The following is a 19474-nucleotide window of genomic DNA, read 5'->3' as shown; positions in this document are numbered from 1 at the left end:
GCCAGCGACCGTCGGGGCTGCACCATAGGACGTAGTTATCCAAAGCGGCGGCTTATGGACTTGATAGGAACCGAACTTGACCGTCTGCACCGTGCACGGATTAGTTTGCGTCTGCCACTTCATTGATAGGTTAGGCTAGTTCACGAGCATCTGGAACCATAGGTCGAGGAATTTGCTGCGCTTAATCGTGTCGCGATACACCATGAGCTCGGGTCCGAGTTCGATCCTTTGGAGACCATCGAGGCGTATGATGTCGGCGGGATATCTGAATCCCGCCGCGGACAGTCCCGGCATGATTTCTGGCGAATAGAGCGCATGAAGGACGGTGCGCGCACCGTTGAGGTTCGCTGCTCCCTTCGGCATCAACACGGTCCACGGAACGCCTAGCACGTAGTCCTGCGGCACCACTACCTGCACGCCATCTGGCATAGCTTCGCCAGACGAAAGGACGGAAAGCGGGACATTGTAGAGGACATCGACCTCGCCGCTCCGAAATGCCCCCATAAGATCTTCTGGCGTATCATAAATCCTAGCTTGGGCAGCGCCGAACGCCTGCATTAGTCTCCAATAAAGAGACGTGCGTATTAAGTCCTGCGAAGCAAGCAAATAGCTCACATCATCTATGCCAATGTTGACGATGCCAACACGGCGCGAGAACCTGCCGCTATTTTGTTCTAGGGTGCGTACAAGCTCTATGCGAGTTCGGGGCATCCGATCAGGAAATGCATTCTGGCGAAGGACCATAACGGCAGGATCCGACCAATAACTAAATACCTCATGGCGCCACTGCGAGTCAGCGAGGGCGGCGGCCGTTCCGTCAGAGGCAACATAACCTTCGTTAGCCACCGAGACCGCGATGTCTGGAGACGAAAAGATGGCTATGTCGAACGGCGCATTTAAGCGTTTCGCTTCTGTGGCAATCTGCGCGGACGGAAGTCGCACGTAGGACAAATCCGCGCCGGGTAAACGGGCGGCAAGCGCCGTCATCAAAGGTGCTATTCGCGCTTCGGCGACGGTGCCAGCGATCCGGGCAGTCAGGGCCTGCCCAAGGGCCGACGAAGCTAAAAAGCACGTCAAAAATAAGATGGGTAAGGCAGTTCGCAGCGCCAGTGTACGGGACATCATATGCTCACTTCCTCAGCTGCAACCGGAAGGATCACCTCAACGACAAGGCCTCCACCGTCGCGGTCGGCTACAGAAATTACGCCGCCAAAGGCCACGGTGATATCTTTTGCAATAGCGAGACCAAGACCTGTTCCCGGATGTCGTGAACCCGCGCGCGCGAAGCGCTGAAAGACCTTGTGCTTAGAATCATCCGGTATGCCCGGCCCCCGATCCATTACCAGCAAGACCGCACCTTTCTCGGAAACGGCAAGCTTTACAAACGTTGGCCCTGGCGCGTGGATAAATGCGTTCTCGATGACGTTCCGCACCATTTCGCGCAGGACAACAGCTTCCGCAACGACTAGCACAGGGTCCTCTTGGATTTCGAGGATAAGTGAGTGGAGCAGATTGGCATAAGAACTCTCCGCACGGAGCATCTGCAGGGCGTCGGCGACGGTATGGCCAAAATTAACAATCTCTCGTTCTTGCGTTTCAAGTCGATGCATTGTCGTTGCATCGGAAAGCAACATGGTCGCAAGTAGTCCCGCTTCGCGCGCATTGTGATGGATTCGCGAGAGGCGATGCCGCATTTGTGGATCTTGCGCCTCGTCAAGGCCAACCTCAGCCTGCGCCTGGATAGCAGCAAGTGGCGTGCGAAGCTGATGCGCAGCGTCTGCGGTGACACGCTTGATTCCATCTAGCACCGCTCCTAGGCGATCCATGAATTCATTTAGCGCCGAAACAAGTGCAGATATCTCAACCGGGACCTCCTGGTCGATGCGGCCCAGATCCGATGGGCGGCGAGCGCGCAAATTGCTCTCGATCACGCGAAGCGGCAAGAAGGCGGATCGCACCGAAACAAGGATGAGTCCGCCGGACACAAGCGCGATCGCAACGGCCGGAAGAATTCCGTTGAAGGTCAACTGCCTGGCTAGCTCTTGGCGCGCTTCGCGTGTTTCCGCCACCATAATACCGACCCACCCACCCGATCCCGTCGCTGTATCGGCCCGATAGCGCTGGACGGAGGCTATGCGTACTGGATCTCCACGATACATCGAGTCATGAAGATGCAAATGCTCATCATGTGCGATCTCTATGTCCAGTGCCAGGATCGGCGATCCGGTCACGAGACTGCCATCTGGTGCCGTGATCCTATAAAACACTCGATTGAGACGAGACGTACCGAGTATGGCGAAAGCGGAATACGGAATGTCCACCGTAACGGAGCCTTCCTCAATCCCGACCGTGTCGGCAATCGACAGGGCTGAGGCTGTCAGAACTCGATCAAAAGCTTCGTCGGCAGCGCGCCTTGCGTAGGCGCCAACTGTCAGCGCTAGCACGCTTCCGATTACCAAGAAAAGACAGGCGGTGGTGATAAGCAACCGCCTTTCAATCGAGCCTCGAACCATCAGGTAACCGCTTCGATCTTGGCGCGAAGCATGTATCCTACCCCACGATGCGTGACGATCTCAACATCCACGGGTTCCAGCTTCTTGCGTACACGTGATACCAAGAGTTCGACAGCATTGGGCGTTCCAATGTCCTCATGGCCAAATAATTTTAGGTAAAGACGATCTTTGCTAACGGTATTGCCCGTATGAGAAGCGAGCGTTTCGAGCACCTCAAACTCTCGCCGCCCGAGATCAAGTGGCCTGCCATCCGCCCTTGCTGCTCTTGAGGTCAGATCAACTTCCAGCAAACCAATACGGATGAGCGACTTGGCAATCCCTTGGTGTCGGCGCGTGACCGCTCTCAGTCGCGCCTCGAGCTCGCCGAGTGCGAACGGCTTGACGACATAGTCGTCGGCACCAAGATCCAGCAGGCTGATCTTGTCGTTTAGTTGGTTTCTGGCCGTAATGACAAGGACGGGCGTCAGCGAGTTACGGTCCCGCATGTGCATCATGACGTCGAATCCGCTTCGGCCGGGAAGGTTGATATCAAGGACCACCACATCGAACTCGCCATATATCGCCAGTTCTTCGCCTAAAATACCGTCATGCGCCAAGGTCACATGGTGTCCAGCCCGCACGAGTTTCGATTCAATTGCCTCGGCAATGTCAATGGAATCTTCTATAATCAAGACACGCATGAGGTGACAGGACTCTGACAGTAAATTCGGAATACTATTCATCCTACAGGACGTTGCCGAACGCGAGACGGTAAATTTCTTTGGGAGGAGAAATGAAACACAACATTATCGTTGTGTGCGCAGCGCTGGCCACTTCATTGTGGGCCGGCAGTGCCGTGACACAAGCAGGGCTGTGCGAACATAGCGGAACTTTAGATGCGGCATACTGCGATGCCAATGGTGACCTCGTCGCCGACCCGCCGACCGACAAGTCAAAGCTCCGCGATCCTGATAGCTTGGTATGGGCTTTCGCCCCCATCGAAGACCCCGCCGTCTACGCTCAACTGTTTCGCCCGTTTACGAAACATCTCTCGGCCTGCCTTAAGCGCCAAATCGTCTACTATCCCGTGCAGTCGGCTTCGGCGGAGATCGCAGCCATGAAGACCGGTCGGCTTCATTTCGCTGGCTTTTCCACAGGTCCCACCGTTAAAGCAGTCAATGAGGCTGGTGCCGTTCCCTTTGCTGCGAAGGGACAAGGTGGCGCAATTCGCGGCTATCGTCTCGTCGCCATCGTGCGTTCGGATTCTCCTTTCTTCACAATGGCAGATCTGAAGGGCAAGCGAATTGCCCACGTCTCTGTCGCCTCCAACTCGGGCAACTTGGCCCCTCGTGCACTCTTTCCAACAACAGGCCTCAGGCCGGAAACGGACTACCGACCAATTATGTCCGGCGCGCATGACAAGTCAGTTATGGGAGTGCTGTCTGGAGACTACGACATGGCGGCGGTCGCGTCGGACGTTCTTGAACGTCTGGTTGAGCGCGGCGCAATCGAGCGTACGTCTATCCGCATCCTTTATGAAAGCCCTCTTTTCCCGACTGCGGCCTTTGCTTACGCTCACGACCTCGATCCTAAATTGGTGGATCAGTTGAAAGGATGCTTCTTTTCCTTTGTATTTCCACCAGACATGACTGTGGCGTTCAACGGCGACGAACAGTTCGTTCCCGTCCGATACGACGAGGTTTGGCGAACGGTGCGGGCCGTGACTGACGCAGTCGGCGTCCTGCCCGACTGAAGACCAAATACGCTGTTTAACCGAGTAGTGATCCCATGACGTTGCAAAGCACTTTGCCGGGGGGCCCCATGCGTCCTCAGCAAACTTCCGCCTTCAAAAGGCTTGCCTATCTAGCTCGCGTCAACTGCGCTGAGCCGACGCTGTTGCTGGCACTGGTGCTGCTAGCCGTGTTTAGCTATCTAATCCTCGCCCCCATTTTGCTGCTGCTGATGGATGCGGTTACAGTGCACTTCGCCGATCTTGCCCGCACGCGGCAACAGATAGGCGAGCTGACCTATTATTATCTGTACCGCGTCCTGATATCACCGATTTCGCGTGATCTCTTCTGGTGGCCTCTTGCCCATACGGCGATCATTTCCGCCGGCGCCATAATCATCGCTTTTTTCGTCGGAGCACCTATCGGCTGGCTTTTGAGCCGTACTGATTTGATCGGCAAAAAGTGGTTTGCGACCGCCCTACTCGTTCCCTACATGCTGCCATCCTGGACCTTCGCCCTTGCTTGGCTAACCTTATTCAAGAACCGCACCACCGGCGGCCAGCCCGGGTGGATGGAGACCTTCGGCTTCTCCCCGCCTGACTGGCTGGCTTATGGGGCGCTGCCGATCTCTCTCATCCTGGCTCTGCACTACGCCCCTTTCGTCATCCTGCTTTTCGGTAATGCGTTGAAACAGTTTGATACACAGCTCGAGGATTCTGCCCGGAGCCTCGGCGCCGGCCCGGTCGTCGTCGCTCGCCGCATCATCTTGCCCCTAATGATGCCGTCGCTGGTTTCGGCCGCAACGCTGATCTTTGCCAAATGCCTCGGCGATTTCGGTGTTGCCTATGTACTCGGCGTGCCGGTCGGCTTCGACGTGCTCGCCACCTCGCTGTTCCGCGCCATCTCGACCAGCCAGGCGGGCGCCTCTGCTGTGATTGCCGGCGTCATCGTGCTCCTCGGCACCCTATCAATCGTGATCGACATGCGACTGCTTAAAGATGCCAAGCGCTTCGTGACGATCGGGGCGAAGGGCGCCATGGTCCGCGAGACGTCACTCGGCAGATGGCGCATGCTGGCGTTCGTCTGGTCCTTGGCGATTTTCCTTATAAGCGCCGGAATACCGCTTTTCGCCTTGACCATGACCACCCTGATGCGGGTGCCAGGCTCGTTCAGCCTCGACAACTTCACCCTCGACTACTGGATCGGCTCCGACCTCGGAACAACCGCGCTACGTCAGGGCATCCTTCTGACCGGGGAATTCTGGATAGCGCTGTGGAACACTGTCTGGATGGTGGGACTTGCAGCCTTGGGGGCCGGCATGCTGGGTCTGCTAGTCGGCTACAGCGTGGTCCGCTCGCCGGTCCGTTTCGTCTCGGTGGCGTTGCGGCAGATCACCTTCCTGCCCTACCTGGTGCCCGGCATCGCCTTTGCCGCGGCTTACCTTTCCATGTTCGCCGTCGCCCGGCCGCCGCTGCCGGCGCTCTATGGTACGCCGATCATCCTGGTGCTTGCCATCCTTGCGGACCAGATGCCGTTTGCCTCGCGCGCCGGTATTTCCTCGATGATGCAGTTGGGGCGGGATCCGGAGGAAGCAGCTCAAGTGGTCGGCGCCGGCTGGTTCCGCCGCATGCGCTCCATCGTCCTGCCGATTCAGCGTGGCGCGCTGGTTTCGGCGATCCTGCTGCCGTTCATCTCCGGCATCAAAGGTCTCAGCCTCGTCGTCGTCCTTGCCGTTCCGGGCACGGACCTTTTGACCACCTACGCAATCCGCCTTGTCGATTACGGCTACAGCCAGGCGGCCAACGCCGTGGTGGTGATGCTCTGCATCGTCGCCTTTGCCGGCACGATGCTCGTCAAGATGATCGGCAAGAGCAATCTTTCAGACGGCATGGGAACCCAATAATGTCCAGCATCACCTTGGAAAACATCCGCAAGAGTTATGGCGGCAACGGCCCCGCTGCCATCAGCAACCTCAGCATGGAAATCGGCGCGTCGGAATTCCTCTGCCTGCTCGGCCCCTCCGGCTGCGGCAAAACGACGACACTGCGCATGATCGCCGGCCTCGAACACCCGACCGATGGTCGCATCTTGGTCGATGGCAAGGCGATCGTCTCCGTCGCAGACGGCATCTTCACCGTGCCGGAGAAGCGCAATATGGGTCTGGTATTCCAGAACTATGCGCTCTGGCCGCACATGACGATCCGCGAGAACGTTTCCTTCGGATTGACCTTGCGCAAGACGCCTGCCGCCGAGCGCGACGCCATCGTAAACCAGGTTATGACGAAACTGGGTATTGAAAGATACGCCGATCGCTATCCCGCGCAGCTTTCCGGCGGCCAGCAGCAACGCGTGGCACTGGCCCGTATGCTGGCGCTCAGCCCTTCCGTCATCTTGCTGGATGAGCCGCTCTCCAATCTTGACGCCAAGCTGAGGCTCGAAATGCGAGCGGAACTGAAGCGTATTCACGCCGAGGCCGGTTCGACCATCGTCTTCGTCACCCACGACCAATGGGAGGCAATGACACTCGCCACGACGATCGCAGTGATGAGCGAGGGCGCGCTGCAGCAGGTTGGCACGCCGGACGACATCTACGAGCGCCCGGCCAACCGCTTCGTCGCGGAATTCGTCGGCAGCCTGCCGATCAACATCATCGAGCGGGACCGGGGCGGGTCCGGTCCGTTGCACCGTTTCCTCGATCAGGTTCTCGCCCACCTCGGCATAGACGGCGCCGCCGTCGGTTCGGCCGGCATCCGTCCGGAAGCCACGCGGTTGGGGACGCTGTCGGCGCAAGAGGCCACCGGCTGCGCGGCGGGACAAGGAACCGTCGTCGATATAGTTCCGACCGGCGGAAGCTGGATCGTCGAACTAGACGTCGATGGCAGCCGCTTCATCGCCATCGCCACCGAGAACCCGCGCACGGCGGCGGGCCAGCGCACCCATTTCTGGGTTGAAAGACAGCACCTGCATCTCTTCGACCGGGACAAGAAGCGCATCGCCCTTTGATGGGAGATGCAAAGATCATCAACATGGAGGAATACATGCCTAGAACACTGATCCATCTACTGGCGGGCGCGTCCGTTATGACCATCGGCCTGACGGCTGCCGCGGGGCAAGAAGCAAAGGACATCGGCATTGCCGACAGCGCCTACTCGTTGGAGGCGCTGATCAAAGCGGCTAAGAAGGAAGGGCCGATCACCGTCATCGACGCCACCGGCAAGATCGTCTCGATGGCCGAAAACTTTTCGCAAAAATACGGTCTGAAGGCGACCGGCGTCAAGATGAGCGGCCAGGACCAGGAACAGATCATCGCCCGTGAAGCAGCAGCAGGCAATGTACGCACCGACGTCTTCAACATGAGCAATTTGCCGTCGGTGGCGAGCCAGATCCTGCCCCAGGGTTTCGGGATCTCCTGGCTTGCGCCGGACCTCAAGGCTAAGATCCCGATGCAATACCAGAGCCCGGCGATTACCAGCAACAATCCATGGGTCTTCGCCTATAACACAAGCGTGCACGGCGAGACCTGCCCGGTCGACAATCTCTGGGCCTTGACCACACAGGAATGGAAAGGCCGCGTTGCCATTCCTGATCCGCTGCTGCGCAATGAGACCATGTTCTGGTTCAACCAGCTTGCGACCCACGAGGACGAGGCCATGCGCGAGGCCTATAAGGCCCAGTTCGGCGAGGAGTTGAAGACCAACGAGGCAAGTGCGACCGCCGAATGGGTCAAACGCCTGGCCCAGAACAAGCTGAAGGTTACCAAGAGTGATACCGATGTCGGGCCGATCGTCGGCGCTGCGGACGAAAAGCCCCCGATCGGCTTTCTTAGCGCCGCCATTTTTCGCGACGCCAAGAAGGATGGTTATGGCATGGGCATCTGCAAGGAAATGAAGCCTTGGGTCGGCCAACTCACCCCGCGAGTCGCGGTGATCGCTGCCGGCACGAAAAGCCCGAACACCGCCAAATTGTTTGTCCACTTCATGATGACCGAAGAAGGAATGGCACCGCAGCTGTCCGACGGCAAGATCTCAACCAACACGGACGCGAAAATGCCTGCAGACGAAGCATCCGGTATCGCCAACGTCATCGACCGCCTCTACGTCAACCATTCGGAAACGACGCCGGACGACTTCGCCAAGCTTCAGGACTGGCAGGATTTCTGGCTGACCAATTCGCGATAAAGGCTCCGCCCCACGTTGAAATACGTGGGGCTCGTTCTCAACGACTGCTGCTCATCGCCTAAGTAAGCAAGTGTCGGTCGTCTAGTAACGCCCGTTTTCTTGAAGAGTTTAGATGCATCTAATTTCTCGCGTTTAACTTGCGATGATCAGACGAAACCACGACTTGCTCCACTACCAACCGCCCACTATCGGCTTGACACAGTTAGATTTATGACAGTTTTATGACACATCTCACCCACCTAAATCAGAGATTTAGCTTGGGTGTGCATTTCCCGTTTAAAGAAGAAGAATGCTGCCACTAATGCCAATCGGCTGATAGAGAAGGAACCCAAATGCGTCATACCCACTTCCTCACCACAGCAGCACTCGCGATCGCAGCGTTTGCTACTGCGGTAATTCCGAACGCCTTAGCTCAAGAACAAGGCAAAATCGCCGGAACTACACTTGTCGTCTACACACCGAACGAACAAGGCATGCTGGATAGCCTCGTTCCGGTCTTCGAGGAGAAATCAGGCGTCGAAGTCCAAATAGTTACGGCGGGAACTGGAGAACTCTATCAACGAGTTCGCTCAGAGTCGGCAAATCCCCAGGGCGACGTCATGTTCGGCGGCGGTGCTGCGCAGGCAAACACCAATATCGAGCTTTGGGAAAAATACGTCTCGCCACAAGATAGCAACATGGTGGACGCAGGAAAAAACGCGACTGGATTCTTCACGCCGTACCAGGCGGATGGATCTAATCTTCTTGTAAATAAAGATGCGGCCAGCTCGGCAGGCCTTACAATTACAAGCTACGCCGACCTGCTAAAGCCAGAACTTAAGGGTAAGATTGCTTTCGGCGACCCGACCAGTTCGTCATCTGCATTTGCCCAGCTTACAAATATCTTGAAGGCTGTCGGAGGCGATTATGAATCTCAGCAAGGGTGGGATTTTGTTCGCAAGCTTGTCACTCAGCTCAACGGGATTACAATTAGCTCCTCAAGCCAAGTTGCGAAAGACGTGGCTGCCGGCGAATACGTTGTCGGCCTTACCTACGAACCGCTTTCACTAAATTTCGTGAACAGTGGCGCACCCGTTGAGATCGTTTATCCGAAAGAAGGTGCCGCTTTCTTGCCGGCCACGATCCAAGTCATCAAAGGTGGCCCAAACCAGCCTGCTGCCAAGGCCTTTGTCGACTTCGTCATTTCGGAAGAAGGTCAGACTCTCTTGGCCGAGAAAACCGCGGGCCGCCCGCTACGCAACGGAGTTACCAAACCCGGCCTGCCAGCTTTGGCCGACATTCCTACCATTCAGGAAGACGGCCCCTACGTCGCCAAACACCGCGGCGAAATCGTTGCGAAGTACAAAAAGGTTCTTGAGGAAGCGCTCTAACACCGGCTTTGGGTCAGGAACTGTATCATGACAAAAATTGCGCTGCGCTCCCTTCGCAAGGAGTACAATGGCCAGGTTGCTATTGAAGACCTCAGTCTCGAAATCGAAGATGGCGAATTTTTCACTTTGCTGGGTCCGTCCGGTTGTGGAAAGACTACGTTGCTAAGAATGATCGTTGGTTTCAATTCAATTGAGTCCGGAACGATTGCCTTCGACGGAGTTCCGGTCAACGACCAACCCCCTGCCGATAGAAACATTGGCATGGTTTTTCAAAATTACGCTCTCTTTCCGCACATGACCGCAGCCAAAAACGTTGTCTTCGGTTTAGAGACCCGCTCGGTCGGGCGTCCCGAAAGCGAGAGGCGTGTGCAGGAGGCGCTAGCTTCCGTTCATATGGATCACCTCAGAGATCGGCTTCCCGGACAAATGTCCGGGGGCCAGCAGCAGCGTGTCGCACTAGCCCGCGCTCTTGTCATCCAGCCTGCCGTTTTGTTGATGGACGAACCGCTTTCCAACCTTGACGCCAAGCTTCGCGTCGAGATGCGCGACACTATCAAAGACGCACAACGCAAAGCGGGCATCACAACGGTCTACGTCACACATGACCAGGAAGAGGCGATGGCGGTGTCAGACAGGATCGCTATTATGAACCTCGGCGTGGTGCAGCAAGTCGGGCCGCCTTCTGAAATTTATAGAAATCCGGCAAATCGCTTTGTTGCCGAATTTATAGGGAAGACCAACCTCTTACAGCGCGTCTTGACGCTGAAGGACGGCGCTTCTCACGTCGATATGGGTGATGGCGCCGTTATAGATGTATCTTCGGTTATAGATCCGACATTCAGCGGACCTGTTATCGTTTCTATTCGCCCAGAGGCTGTAGCAGCCGCTGCAGACGGTCTGAAGGCGGAGATCGTAGATGAGACATTCCTCGGGTCCCACTCGCAGGTTCGCGCGCAACTGAATAATGGCGAACTAGTCGAATTTCTGGAGTTCTCCCATCGCGCATCATTGTGGAGAAAAGGCGAGAAAGTCTCTCTCACGTTCAACTCTGAGATGCTTACCTTTTTCGATGCCTCGACCGGCCACTCTATTATGACTGGGGGCAGGACATGAGCGCGCGCCGGCAGCGTTTCGATGGATGGACTTCCATCGCCGTTGGTCTAACAACTGGCTATCTGCTGTTGGTGATCTGGCCACTGATACAAGTACTCATCAGCAGCGTCATGCGTGGAGACGAGTTCAGTCTCGAGGGCTTCAGAACGTTCTTCTCTTCCCGCCTGTACTATATGACGCTTTTGAACAGCGTTCTGGTTACGGTTTGCGTGACGGTGCTGGCTCTCGTCGTGGCCTTCCCGCTCGCTTATTTCATGGCGATGTATCGGGTGCGCGGAAACCGCACAATCCAGATCCTTATCCTGGCATCGATGATGTCACCGCCATTTATCGGTGCATACTCATGGATTCTGCTGTTGGGCAATAACGGCATGCTCTCGCGCGCTATGCAGACCATGTTCGGCATAAAGCCGCCAAGCATCTATGGATTTTCCGGTATTATACTCGTTTTGACACTGCAACTCGTTCCGCTCATTTTCACGTACCTGATGGGAGCCTGGCGAACGGTTGATGTCTCCGTTCTCGAAGCCGCAGAAAACCTTGGGGCGACTGGATGGCGTCGCATCCGCAAAGTGATCCTTCCGCTGCTATGGCCAACAGTGCTTGCTGGAAGTCTGCTCGTGTTTGTGAGGGCATTTGCGGATTTCGGAACGCCTATGCTCATTGGACAGGGCTTCCGCACCATTCCTGTTCTTATTTACACTTCCTTCGTCGGGGAAGTAAGTACCGACCATAACTTCGCGGCGGCAATCGCCGTCATTGTCATGGCTGTAACGCTAACGGTCTTCGTGGTTCAGAGATATTTTGTTGAACGCCGCACATTTACCATGACGGCAATGCGCCCTATCGAGCCACGCTCTTTAAATGGTTGGAGGCTGTGGGCAGTACATAGTTATGTGTACGGGTTTGTGACGCTTGCTCTCGCGCCTCTCGTTGTCGTCATTGTTAGTTCTTTCCGCAAAACGCTCTATGGCCAGTTCGTCAATGGCTACACGTTTGAAAACTACACGAAGTCTCAGCGCGATATAATTCGATATGTGACCAACACTTTCGGTATTGGCCTCGCCGCCCTCGCAATTCTTGTCGTGGTCGCCGTTTTGGTCGCGTATCTGACGGTGCGACGCAAAGGTGCTCTCAGCAGCGCGCTCGATACAATGACGATGGTGCCATACGTCGTACCTGGCCTCGTGATCGGCATTGCGCTTGTAGCAACGTTTAACGACGGAGCTTTACCGTTAACGGGCACCATCGCCATTATGATAATCGCACTCACAATCCGGCGGCTCCCTTATTCTGTGCGTTCAACTACTGCTTTGATGCATCAACTCAGCCCGACAGTTGAAGAAGCGGCTATTAGCCTCGGAGCCTCAAAATTTCGCACGTTCACACGGGTCATTATTCCAGCACTCGCGCCAGGGATACTATCAGGCGCCGTTCTTAGCTGGGTAACGATCATTACTGAGCTAAGTACGACGCTATTTTTGTATAATGTTTCGACCCAAACACTTTCGCTCGGGATCTACGCAGAGGTGATTAGAGGTCAGCTCGGGACTGCAGCAGCTCTCTCCACGCTACTACTTTGCCTAACCATTCTTTCTCTTATTCTGCTCATGCGGATGCCTGGAGGTCAGAAGGAACTACGGGTATAACAAGCAGGGCGCCCCTATAGTACGCGTCTGCACCCACATCGGGTACCAGACGCGTAAGGGGATATGTCGCTAATCACCTAACGCAATGTATGGACCGAAGGGCTTCCGCATCTTACTGAAAGCGCAACAACCTACGTGATGCGGAGCACGTCGAGATGCAAAGCTCGACCGCCTTTACAGGGACTCTATCCAGATAGACATAGCTTACCGCAGGAAGACGATAGCATGGCTCCGGGTAGCATCGCCGATATGAAGCGCAGTCTTCATTCGGGCTAAAAAATTGTCATAAAGGGAGCTCATCATGATCCAAAGAAGCATTTGCCTACTTGCTCTATTTACAGCTCTGAGCACATCACCCGCCCTCGGATTCGACCAGTCCAACGCAGGCCGCATCAAGGAACTCGTTGATACTGGTATGCGATATTACTGGACGGGGGGAGACGTCAAAAAGGCCGAGAGTGAAGTCTTCAAGGGCATAACGCTTCACGGAAAGTACGACGTTGTCGAGGCTGCCTTTGCCGAGGCTTCCAAGCTTGCACCGGAGCGTATGGACTTCCGTTACGCCATCGCGTCCACGCAAATCCTCCAGAAGAAGCTGGATGAAGCAGCGTTGACATACCAAGGCATCCTCGAGAAAAATCCTAATGCCTTCGAGGCGCAGGCATGGCTTGAGGCCATCGCCCATATCAAGCAGGACAAGGATAGTGCGGAACTCGCGCACACGGCGCTAGCCGGCATGGATATGGATCGGGCTGACGCCTACCGCAAACGTTTCCTAGCCGCCGAGAAGATCATGGCGAACACCCTGAATTTCGATGTACGAACCATCACCGGCAAGGTCGTCATCCTGACGCTCGGCTACGCCCTCGGAGATGGTGGCATCATGCAACAGCCCTTGCTTGACAGGCTTGATGTTACGCTCAAGGCGGCACTAGCCAATCCGGAGGCCATGATACTGGTATCCGGCGGCGTCCCGAAAAGCGGCGTAACCGAGGGTGATCTCATGATGAAGTGGCTCGTGGAGAAAGGGATCGACCGCGGCCGTATCCTCATTGAGGACAAGTCGAGAGACACGATAGGCAATGTCCTCAACGCCGCGACGTTGTTGACTCGCCACCAGGCAGACACCGTACTGCTCATTACTAGTTCTAGCCACATGCGGCGGGCTCACACGTTGCTAGAAGAAGCACTGGCTCAGAAGGACTTGCGCACTGTCGTCACCCCACTGAATGCGCTTGATGCAGACAACGCTGCCAAGGCTGCGAAGGTTACCGAAGCAGAAAGAATGACGATCTACAGAGATCTGATGCGTGTATCCGGCATTTGGGCCTATCCAGGGCTGCAACAGTGAATGAACTCATGGCCGCTATGTCCCGATGACTGTTCGTTGACAACCCGACCTGTCTACCAGGATCTGCATGATCGCAGTTTCAGTGCGGGGATGCGCCTACCGTGCTAACCCGGACACTGGGCGTCAAAGCGTCGAAGGCTCGCCTTGGACCAATACGAACCATGGACACGTGGTCCGGTGCAAGTAAGCAGATAATTTACGGCTCTTTTCGACGTTCTAAGTTCATTGCGGCATAAGCTACTAGCTGGGAATTCATTTTGCTCGGGCATTTATGAAATGCTCCTTGTTGCACCAACGCGCAATCAGGATATCCAGGGGTGTCCAAAGTGATGCGTGACGTAAACTGTGCCTGATCGCACGGGCTCGCTAAAGCTACAAAATACGAAAGAAGTTGCAGACCGGGTCATACCTGGAAAAGAGCGAGGTTACTGATCGAAGCCGGTGAGTGAGGTATTCTGCACACCTCTTGTTGGAATTTCAGCTCAGCACATCGACTACGGTTCTGGCGAGAGCCATCGTACCGAACGCAATCGAGCGCTCGTCGGGCTGATAGTTTGGACTGTGCACCGTGTCCTTCCGGCCCGGCTGCGATGAGCCCACGAGCAAGCGGAATGACGGCACCATTGCGGCCATGAGCGCGAAATCCTCGCCTCCCATGCTTGGCTCAAACTCTATGGAGACGTCTCCCAGCTGTGCGGCGATCGCTTCGACCGTTTTCGTCAGCATGCCTTCATCATTGAAGATTGGGGGCGTTCCACGGGTGTAGGTCAGGTCGCAGGTCGCCCTGAATGCCAGTGCCACACCGTCGCACAGACGCTGCAAACCGATTTCCGCAGCATCGCGCGCCTCGGGCTGGCGGCTGCGCACGGTCCCCTTCAATTCGCAAATTTCCGGTATGATGTTTCGCGCCTCACCGGCATGAATAGAGCCGACTGTCACCACGCAGGCGTCAAGCGCTCGCACATCTCTGGAAACGATTGTCTGGATTTGACCGACCAAATGGGCGGCAATGACAATTGGATCGACGGCAGCATAGGGCCGAGCCGCGTGCCCACCTTTGCCGCGCACGACGATGTCGAACGAATCTACCGACGACGTGGCGTATCCATGCACGATGCCGAATTTGCCGACTGGCAGTTCCGGACGGTTGTGAAGGCTGAGCGCCATGTCGACGCCCTCCATTACGCCATCGGCAATCATTTCTTTGGCGCCACCGATCGCCTCCTCTGCAGGTTGGAACACCAGCCGGACATCCCCGCAAAGGCGATCTTCCAGCTGCTTCAAAACCCCGCCCACTGCCAAGACGGTAGCGGTATGGAGGTCATGACCGCAGGCATGCATCCGGTTCGGGATCTTGCTGGCATAGCCAAGCCCGGTCTCTTCCTGCATGGGCAGAGCGTCCATGTCTCCCCGGATCAACAGTGTCGGACCTGGCCGTTTGCCCCTGATATGCCCAACAACGCCGGTTCGCCCTATGCCTGTCGTATGTTCAATACCCAGTTCTGTCAGCGTACGGGCTACAAGTGCTGCCGTGCGGACTTCCTCGAAAGCTATCTCGGGATATTCGTGGAGCTGCCGGCGAATCTGAATAAACCGCTGCTCATCTTGTTTCACCAAGTCAGCGATGAGAGCGCCTATGTCGTTGATGCCCGACGTAGAGGATTGTTCAGTCATAGTCTGATTTCCTGATAGATGTGGTAAGGGTCAGTCGTTGAGGTGACAGGCCGAAAAATGACCGGGACCGACTTCCTTTTTGAGCGGGATCTCAACCCGACAGCGGTCCATTGCGAACGGACAGCGCGGATGGAAATGACAACCGTTTGGCGGATTGAGTGGGCTTGGCAGCTCGCCCTCGACCGCCTTGAACCGTCGCTTGCCGGGTTCGATACGCGGGACCTCCGCAAGCAGCGCCTGAGTGTAGGGATGGTTGGGTCGGCGAAATACCTCCTCAACTGGCGCTTCCTCGACGATACGCCCAAGATACATGATCGCCACGCGATCCGAGATGTGCTCGACGACCCCGAGATCGTGGCTGACGAACAGATAGGTCAGGCCGAGCCGGTCGCGCAGGTCCATGAACAGGTTTATGACCTGCGCCTGGATCGAAACGTCCAGCGCAGCGACGCTCTCGTCGCAGACGATGAACTCCGGCTGCACGGCCAGCGCCCGGGCGATGTTGACGCGCTGTCGCTGACCGCCGGAGAACTGGTGCGGATAACGGCTTTTCATCGTCGGATCAAAACCGGCCAAAGTCAGATAGCGGTCGATATAGTCGGCGCGCTGTCCCTTCGGGATAAGCCCATGCGTCCTTGGCGCCTCGGAGACAAGCTCTTCCACCGTCATGCGGGGGTTGAGCGCCGCCATCGGGTTTTGAAAAATCATCTGGGTTGCAAGGCCCGCGATATGCTGTTGGCTCGATGTCATCTTCGCGCGATCGACGCCATTCCATGCCACTTCACCGTCGCTTGGCGGGATAATACCGGCGATAACGCGGCCGAGCGTCGACTTGCCGCAGCCGCTTTCGCCAACCAGGCCGACGACCTCGCCACGGCGGATCGTCAAACTGACATCGTCGAGGGCATGGACGATCGGCGATGGCTTGGCGATGCGCAGCTTCAAAGCGATCTTTTCGGCCAGGTCAGGCTTGGAGCCGAAACGGCGGGACACGTGGCAGGCTTCGATCAAGGGAGTTTCGATCAGGGGGGCTTGTATATCGGTCATCAGGCTTCAGCCTTCCTGTAGGGATGGATGCAGCGGAAGGCGCGGTTGTCTTCGGGGATGAGCGGCGGCATGATCAGACAGCCCTCGGATACGCGTTCACACCGGGTCTGGAAACTACAGCCCTTCGGCAGCCGGGTGATCGACGGCGTCATTCCGGGGATTTGCCGCAAAGGCTCGCCACGACGGTTTTCCGAAGGAACCGATGCGATCAGGCCGCGGGTATAGGGATGTCGCGGGTCCCCCAGCACTTCCATCACCGTGCCGGTCTCGACGAGCCGGCCGGCATACATCACAGCTATGTCGTCCGCGAGCCGCGAGACGATTGCGAGGTCGTGGGTGATCCAAATGACCGCCGTATTCGACTGTTCAGCAAGCTTCTGGAATTCCGAGATGATCTGGCTCTGGATGGTGACGTCCAGAGCTGTCGTAGGTTCGTCGGCGATGATCAGGTCCGGCTGGTGCAGGACGGCGATGGCAATCGCCACACGCTGGCGCATACCGCCTGAAAACTGATGCGGGTAAGCGGACAGCCGCTCTTCCGGGCTCGGGATACCGACGAGCCCAAGTGCGTCACGGGCGCGCTGGCGAGCGACATCCTTGGAGACGTCATCATGCGCGCGAACCGCCTCGATCATCTGGGTGCCAATGGTGAGCACCGGGTTCAGGGTCATCATCGGATCTTGGAAAACCATGGCGATGCGCTTGCCGCGCAGGCGCCGCATGCCTTCGTCCGAGACCTTCGCCAAGTCTTGGCCATCGAACATGATCTGGCCTGATGCCACCCTGCCCGGCTTGTCCAGGAGCCTCATGATCGAAAACCCGGTAACGGATTTGCCGGAGCCAGATTCTCCGACCAGTCCCAGCACCCGTCCGCGCTGCAGGCTGAACGAGACGTCGTTGACCGCCCGCAGGCCAGGGCTTTTTGGGGATCCACCGAATTCGGTGACCAGATTGCTGACTTCAAGAAGAGCTGTCATCAGACATTCCTCGGGTTGAGCACATCACGCAGCCTGTCGCCGACGAGATTGATGGAGACGATGGTGACGAGCAGTGCGATGCCGGGGAAGAAGCTGATCCAGTAAAGACCGGTCAGGAGATATTGGTAGCCGGTGGAGATCAGCATGCCCAAAGACGGTTCGGTGACCGAAGCTCCAAGGCCAAGGAAGGACAGTGTCGCCTCAAGTCCGATGGCGCGTGCCACCTGCATGGTACCGATGACGATCACCGGCGCGAGACAGTTGGGCAGCAAGTGTTTGAAGAGGATGCGCCAGCCCGGCAGCCGCAAAGTCCTTGCCGCCTCAATATACTCCTTCTCCCGCTCGACCAGTGCCGCAGCGCGCACGGTGCGGGCATAGGTGGCCCACTCGGCGATGATCAGCGCGATGATGACGTTGGTGACACCCTTGCCGAGCACCGCCAGCATCATCAATGCCATCAAAATGGTCGGAAAGGACAGCTGGAGATCGACCAGCCGCATCATGAACGTCTCTGTGCGGCCTCCGACATAGGCAGCGAACAGACCGGCGGATGTGCCGATCACCGCTGCAGCAATAGCCGACAGGACGCCGACCGCGAGCGAGGTCCGCAGGCCGTACAGAATGCCCGAAAGAATGTCGCGACCTTGGCTGTCTGTTCCGAGATGATAGGTCAGCCCCGTCATCGATTCCGACCCCGGTGGCAAGCGGCCATCCATGATATCAAGCTGCATCAGGTCATATGGATTCTGCGGCGAGATCAGCGGCGCGAGCAAGGCAAGACAGATGATGACCAAGAGTACCGTGAGGCCGGCGACCGCACCGGGGGAGCGCATGAAATCGCGCAGCTGCCGACGCAGGCGGCTTGGTTCTGGTGGGATGCTGGAGGTTTCTGGAGTGGGGGCTTCGATCATGACTTTAAGCCTTGGAGTCGAGCCGGACACGAGGGTCCAGCAGCGTGTAGCAGACGTCGATCAGGAAGTTCAAAACGACGAATAGCAGGACCATCATCATCAGGTAGGCGACGATAACGGGACGATCGAGCAGGTTGATCGAGTCAATAATCAGCTTGCCCATGCCCGGCCAGGCAAAGATGCTCTCGGTCACGACGGAAAATGCGATTAGTGAGCCGAATTCCAGGCCGATGATGGTGACAACCGGGATCATCAGGTTCTTGAGCACATGCACAAAAATCACCCGCCGCTCGCGCAGTCCCTTTGCACGGGCAAATTTAACGTAATCTTGCGGCAGCACTTCCTGCACGCCGGCACGGGTCAACCGCAGGATCAGCGAAGTCTTGAAGAGTGCAAGGTTGAGCGCCGGCAGCATCAGATGCCAGAGGCCATTCTGGGTCAGGAACGACCATTGTACGCCCAGCAACTCGCGTGTCGGGCCTCGACCATTGGTCGGCAGCCAGCCGAGTTCGACCGAAAACACCATGATCAGCATCAGCCCGACCCAGAATGTCGGCAGCGAGAAGCCGAGGATCGAGCCGGTCATAATAACACGCGACGAGATCCGGTTGGGGTAGAGACCGGCATAGAGGCCGAGCGGCAAGCCGACGACAAGTGCCAGCCCGAGCGCTGTTACCGCCAGTTCCAAAGTTGCCGGCAGGCGTTCGAGGATCAGGCCGAGAGCCGGTCGCCCATAGACGAAGCTGTCGCCGAAGTTACCCTGAGCGAGGCCTTGCAGGAACAGAAAATATTGCTTCCATAGAGGCTGATCGAGCCCGTAGTGGGCAATGACCCTCGCCCGTTCAACCTGATTGGCATCAGGGTTGATAAGGATATCGACTGGGTTTCCAATGACGCTCACACCGACAAATACGATCACCGTCATCGCAAGGACGACGAAGAGCGCTTGGATCAGTCTTCTGATGATAGACGTAACCATGAA

The 19474-nt window shown here is 56.8% G+C and carries 16 protein-coding genes; 8 read left to right on the top strand and 8 right to left on the bottom strand.

Going from position 1 to position 19474, the window contains the following annotated elements:
• Positions 1–135 precede the first annotated feature (135 nt).
• The 3 genes from AC0JZ8_RS01385 to AC0JZ8_RS01375 are packed head-to-tail and all read right to left on the bottom strand — an operon-like array spanning position 136 to position 3193.
• Positions 136–1125 carry an ABC transporter substrate-binding protein gene (locus AC0JZ8_RS01385; protein ID WP_113165945.1) on the bottom strand — a complete coding sequence of 330 codons (990 nt, stop codon included), beginning with the start codon at positions 1123–1125 and terminating at the stop codon, positions 136–138.
• The gene (locus AC0JZ8_RS01380) at positions 1122–2486 is read right to left on the bottom strand and encodes a sensor histidine kinase (protein ID WP_249407685.1); all 1365 of its coding nucleotides are present in this window, start codon (positions 2484–2486) and stop codon (positions 1122–1124) included. The genes AC0JZ8_RS01385 and AC0JZ8_RS01380 overlap by 4 nt, the downstream gene beginning before the upstream one ends.
• 26 nt (positions 2487–2512) lie before the next feature.
• Positions 2513–3193, bottom strand: coding sequence for a response regulator transcription factor (locus AC0JZ8_RS01375; protein ID WP_471891446.1), 681 nt, complete (start codon positions 3191–3193; stop codon positions 2513–2515).
• Between the two features lie 92 nt (positions 3194–3285).
• Between AC0JZ8_RS01375 and phnD the strand changes: the two genes are divergently transcribed.
• The 8 genes from phnD (at position 3286) to AC0JZ8_RS01335 (ending at position 13883) form a co-directional block, all read left to right on the top strand.
• The gene (gene phnD, locus AC0JZ8_RS01370; protein ID WP_113166043.1) at positions 3286–4245 is read left to right on the top strand and encodes a phosphate/phosphite/phosphonate ABC transporter substrate-binding protein; all 960 of its coding nucleotides are present in this window, start codon (positions 3286–3288) and stop codon (positions 4243–4245) included.
• 68 nt (positions 4246–4313) lie between these two features.
• The gene (locus AC0JZ8_RS01365; protein ID WP_249407684.1) at positions 4314–6125 is read left to right on the top strand and encodes an ABC transporter permease; all 1812 of its coding nucleotides are present in this window, start codon (positions 4314–4316) and stop codon (positions 6123–6125) included.
• Positions 6125–7225 carry an ABC transporter ATP-binding protein gene (locus AC0JZ8_RS01360; protein ID WP_113166041.1) on the top strand — a complete coding sequence of 367 codons (1101 nt, stop codon included), beginning with the start codon at positions 6125–6127 and terminating at the stop codon, positions 7223–7225. Before AC0JZ8_RS01365 ends, AC0JZ8_RS01360 begins: the two co-directional genes overlap by 1 nt.
• A 35-nt stretch (positions 7226–7260) precedes the next feature.
• Positions 7261–8400 (top strand): ABC transporter substrate-binding protein, encoded by a 1140-nt coding sequence (locus AC0JZ8_RS01355; protein ID WP_113166049.1) that lies wholly within the window; start codon positions 7261–7263, stop codon positions 8398–8400.
• A gap of 332 nt (positions 8401–8732) precedes the next feature.
• Entirely contained in the window at positions 8733–9770 is a 1038-nt protein-coding gene (locus tag AC0JZ8_RS01350) for an extracellular solute-binding protein (RefSeq protein WP_113166040.1), read from the top strand.
• A gap of 27 nt (positions 9771–9797) precedes the next feature.
• Positions 9798–10883, top strand: a complete 1086-nt coding sequence (locus tag AC0JZ8_RS01345) for an ABC transporter ATP-binding protein (RefSeq protein WP_471891445.1) — start codon at positions 9798–9800, stop codon at positions 10881–10883.
• A complete protein-coding gene (locus tag AC0JZ8_RS01340; protein WP_192088214.1) occupies positions 10880–12532 on the top strand; it encodes an ABC transporter permease in 1653 nt (550 codons plus the stop codon). The genes AC0JZ8_RS01345 and AC0JZ8_RS01340 overlap by 4 nt, the downstream gene beginning before the upstream one ends.
• A gap of 301 nt (positions 12533–12833) precedes the next feature.
• On the top strand, positions 12834–13883 hold the full coding sequence (locus tag AC0JZ8_RS01335) for an ElyC/SanA/YdcF family protein (protein WP_471891444.1): 1050 nt from the start codon (positions 12834–12836) through the stop codon (positions 13881–13883).
• Positions 13884–14360: 477 nt separating this feature from the next.
• Here the strand turns inward: AC0JZ8_RS01335 and AC0JZ8_RS01330 are convergent, their stop codons facing one another.
• The 5 genes from AC0JZ8_RS01330 to AC0JZ8_RS01310 are packed head-to-tail and all read right to left on the bottom strand — an operon-like array spanning position 14361 to position 19471.
• On the bottom strand, positions 14361–15557 hold the full coding sequence (locus AC0JZ8_RS01330) for a M20 metallopeptidase family protein (protein WP_471891443.1): 1197 nt from the start codon (positions 15555–15557) through the stop codon (positions 14361–14363).
• Positions 15558–15587: 30 nt separating this feature from the next.
• Positions 15588–16604 (bottom strand): ABC transporter ATP-binding protein, encoded by a 1017-nt coding sequence (locus AC0JZ8_RS01325; RefSeq protein ID WP_471891442.1) that lies wholly within the window; start codon positions 16602–16604, stop codon positions 15588–15590.
• Positions 16604–17581, bottom strand: coding sequence for an ABC transporter ATP-binding protein (locus AC0JZ8_RS01320; protein WP_471891441.1), 978 nt, complete (start codon positions 17579–17581; stop codon positions 16604–16606). The genes AC0JZ8_RS01325 and AC0JZ8_RS01320 overlap by 1 nt, the downstream gene beginning before the upstream one ends.
• Positions 17581–18492: an ABC transporter permease gene (locus AC0JZ8_RS01315; protein ID WP_113166033.1), complete on the bottom strand. Its 912-nt coding sequence runs from the start codon at positions 18490–18492 to the stop codon at positions 17581–17583. The genes AC0JZ8_RS01320 and AC0JZ8_RS01315 overlap by 1 nt, the downstream gene beginning before the upstream one ends.
• Positions 18493–18496: 4 nt before the next feature.
• Positions 18497–19471 (bottom strand): ABC transporter permease, encoded by a 975-nt coding sequence (locus AC0JZ8_RS01310; protein WP_471891440.1) that lies wholly within the window; start codon positions 19469–19471, stop codon positions 18497–18499.
• Positions 19472–19474 lie beyond the last annotated feature (3 nt).

The organism is Velazquezella soli (genome assembly GCF_977018685.1).
The sequence above is the reverse complement of the archived record's forward strand: the minus strand, read 5'-3'. Positions and strand labels throughout refer to the sequence as shown.